Source organism: Stenotrophomonas sp. P5_B8, assembly GCF_054049855.1.
The window spans coordinates 1-3,137 of sequence record NZ_JBFULO010000434.1 but is presented as its reverse complement, the minus strand read 5'-3'; the positions used below and the strand labels follow the sequence as shown (position 1 = coordinate 3,137).

Here is a 3,137-nt window from a genome sequence, read left to right as displayed (position 1 = left end):
GTGCTACCGGGCCAAGGCCGAGGGGCGCGACAACGTCCAGGTGGAAACCCCGAGCGGCGGGCAACTGCCCGACCCGCTCGACGCAGTGGAAAGCAGCGAGGGCGGGGAAGGGTAGCCAACGCCCGTGGTCGGTGCGGCCCGTCTGCCGCTAAAGCTTCCGCCATGCCTGTCGATATCCCTACTGGAGCCGCCGTCGCTTGGCTCCGCGTTGGCCCGTGGCTGCCCCGCTTGTGTGGCCTGGACCGCATGCCGTTGCAACAAAGCGTCTGCAGGAAGCAGGACCATGTTGTACATGCCGCTGCCGTGACGTCACCCCACTGACGTCTTCGTAGTCCCCAAGCCAGACGATATGCCGCCGGGCGGTGCGCCCGTCGGATCCCAGCAACCGGGCACCGAGGATCACATGATGCATATTTCACGCATGCACGCGCCTGTGCAGGAACAGGTCGCCGACGCCGACGCCGGCGCAGGCTCGCCATGGCGCGCACTGGTGGCGCCTTTCGTGGCCCGCCGCGACGCGCGCGGTTCCGCCAACGCACTTGCACAGCGCCGCCAGTGCGAGCTGGAAGCGCAGGTTGCCGCACTGCATCGGGTGCAGGCGGTGATCGAGTTCGACCTGGACGGCACCATCCTGCAGGCCAACGACAACTTCCTGCAGGCCGTCGGCTATCGRCTGGACGAGATCCAGGGCCATCACCATGCGATGTTCGTCGAACCGGCGTTGGCGCAGAGCGTGGAATACCGTGATTTCTGGGCCACGCTGGGGCGGGGCGAATTTGATGCCGGCCAGTACCGGCGGCTGGGCAAGGGCGGCCGCGAGATCTGGATCCAGGCCTCCTACAACCCCGTACTGGACGGCAACGGGCGTCCGTACAAGGTGGTGAAGTTCGCCACCGACATCACCGCGCAGATGCAGCAGGCGGCCGATTTCTCCGGCCAGTTGGCGGCGATCAACAAGTCGCAGGCGGTGATCGAGTTCAGCCTGGACGGACGCATCCTGTCGGCCAACGATAATTTCCTGGCCACCACCGGCTACACGCTGGAGGAAGTGCGCGGCCAGCACCATTCGCTGTTCGTCGAGCCCGAGTACCGGCAGAGCCTGGAATACCGGCAGTTCTGGGAAAAGCTGGGGCGCGGCGAATACGACGCCGGCCAGTATCGACGGCTGGGCAAGGGGGGCCGGGAGGTCTGGATCCAGGCCTCCTACAACCCGATCTTCGACATGAACGGGCGTCCGTTCAAAGTGGTCAAATACGCCACCGACATCACCGCCCAGGTGCGCGATACCCATGCCATGCAGCAGGCCGTCGCGCAGACGCGCGAAGTGGTCGCGGCCGCCAAGGGCGGTGACCTGACCGGGCATATCGCCACGCAGGACAAGACCGGGCCGATCGCCGAACTCTGCGAGGGCATCAACGCGCTGGTCGAGGCCATGGCGGGCATCATCAGCCAGATCAAGTTCGCCGCCGACACCATTGCCGTGGGCGCCAGCGAGATTGCCGAGGGCAACAGCGACCTGTCGGAGCGTACCGAACAGCAGGCGGCGTCGCTGGAGGAGACCGCCGTCTCGATGAAGGGACTGGCCGCCACCGTGCATCAGACCGCCGCCAACGCGCGCCAGGCCAGCGAGCTGGCCAGTGGTGCGGTCGACGTGGCCGCGCAGGGCGGGCACGTGGTGCATGAAGTGGTCTCGACCATGGCGCTGATCAACCAGTCCTCGCGCCGCATCGTGGACATCATCGGGGTCATCGACGGCATCGCCTTCCAGACCAACATCCTGGCGCTCAATGCCGCAGTGGAAGCGGCACGAGCAGGCGAACACGGGCGCGGCTTCGCCGTGGTCGCCACCGAGATCCGCGGGCTGTCGCAGCGCTCGGCCAGCGCCGCCAAGGAGATCAAGCAGCTGATCGCCGATTCGGTGGAGAAGGTCGGCACCGGCACCGGGCAGGTCGAAAGCGCTGGCCGCACCATGGATGAGATCGTGGTCAACGTGAAGCGGGTCAGCGCACTGATCACCGAGATCAGCACCGCGGCCCAGCAGCAGAGCGAGAGCATCGGCCAGATCAACCAGGCCGTCGACCATATCGACGAGGGCACGCAGCAGAATGCGGCCCTGGTCGAAGAAGCCTCGGCCGCCGCGCGCAGCATGGAAGAGCAGGCCACCCAGCTGCTGCAGACCGTGGCGGCGTTCCGGGTGGATGCCGGGCAGGGCGCCGCGCGCACGGCCGGCGTGGTGGCCATGCACGGCGGGCATCCAACGCTGCGGCTGGTCTAGCCCACGCGTACCCTGCGGCGCCGACATGCGGGCGGGGTGCGGTTGCCAGGCCCTGCCCGTAGGCATGGGTGAACCGGTCGGCCTCGGCGCGGACACCGAGCTTGTGCGCATCGCCATGACGCGTTGCCGGCTGATAAAGCGTCGTCGATTGGCAATGCGGCCAGCACCAATGTGCTCGTTGTTGCATGGCATGACGCTAGCTGCAAATCCTTGCAAAACACGTCATTCAACGTGCTTTTACCACTCCTTGCATGGCGCCTTTCGGGGGCGCGGTGGTCTCCTTGTCGGCACGCGTTCCACCCACGTTCGGGTTGCGCAGATGCAGTCAGTTGTACTCACCACCCACGCTTTCAAGGATAAAAATGAACCCTCTCAATCGAACCCATGCCAAGGCACGCCAGGGCGGCTTCACCCTGATTGAACTGATGATCGTCGTCGCCATCATCGCCATCCTGGCGGCCGTCGCCCTGCCGCAGTACCAGAACTATGTCGCCAAGTCGCAGACCTCGGCTGCGCTGGCTGAGCTGACCCCGGGCAAGCTTGGCGTGGAGACGATCTACGCCGAGGGCGGGCCGACGACGTCGGACCTGGGCGACATCGGCATGACCGACCAGACGTCCCGGTGCAGTGACATTGCCTTGACCATGGCGCCGACCGGTGCGGCCAGCCTGATCTGCACCCTGGTTGGGAGTGGCAAGGTGAACGGTACGCTCACCCTGGCACGGGACATCCAGGGCGCCTGGAGCTGCTCCGGCTCGATGTCTGACAAGACCCTGCTGCCGTCGAACTGCCGCAGCACTACGCCCTGATAGTCGTGCGGGATGAACCAGTGGCCGAGGCGGCGCATGGCGCGGCCTCGGTC

General features: G+C 66.3%; 2 protein-coding genes. Both read left to right on the top strand.

Features of this window, described 5'->3' with window-relative positions:
- Positions 1 to 421: 421 nt before the first annotated feature.
- Positions 422 to 2,275, top strand: coding sequence for a methyl-accepting chemotaxis protein (locus tag ACXJKH_RS17635; RefSeq protein ID WP_457321268.1), 1,854 nt, complete (start codon positions 422 to 424; stop codon positions 2,273 to 2,275).
- A 362-nt stretch (positions 2,276 to 2,637) separates the two neighbouring features.
- Positions 2,638 to 3,084, top strand: a complete 447-nt coding sequence (locus ACXJKH_RS17630) for a pilin (RefSeq protein ID WP_256777215.1) — start codon at positions 2,638 to 2,640, stop codon at positions 3,082 to 3,084.
- Positions 3,085 to 3,137: the final 53 nt, after the last annotated feature.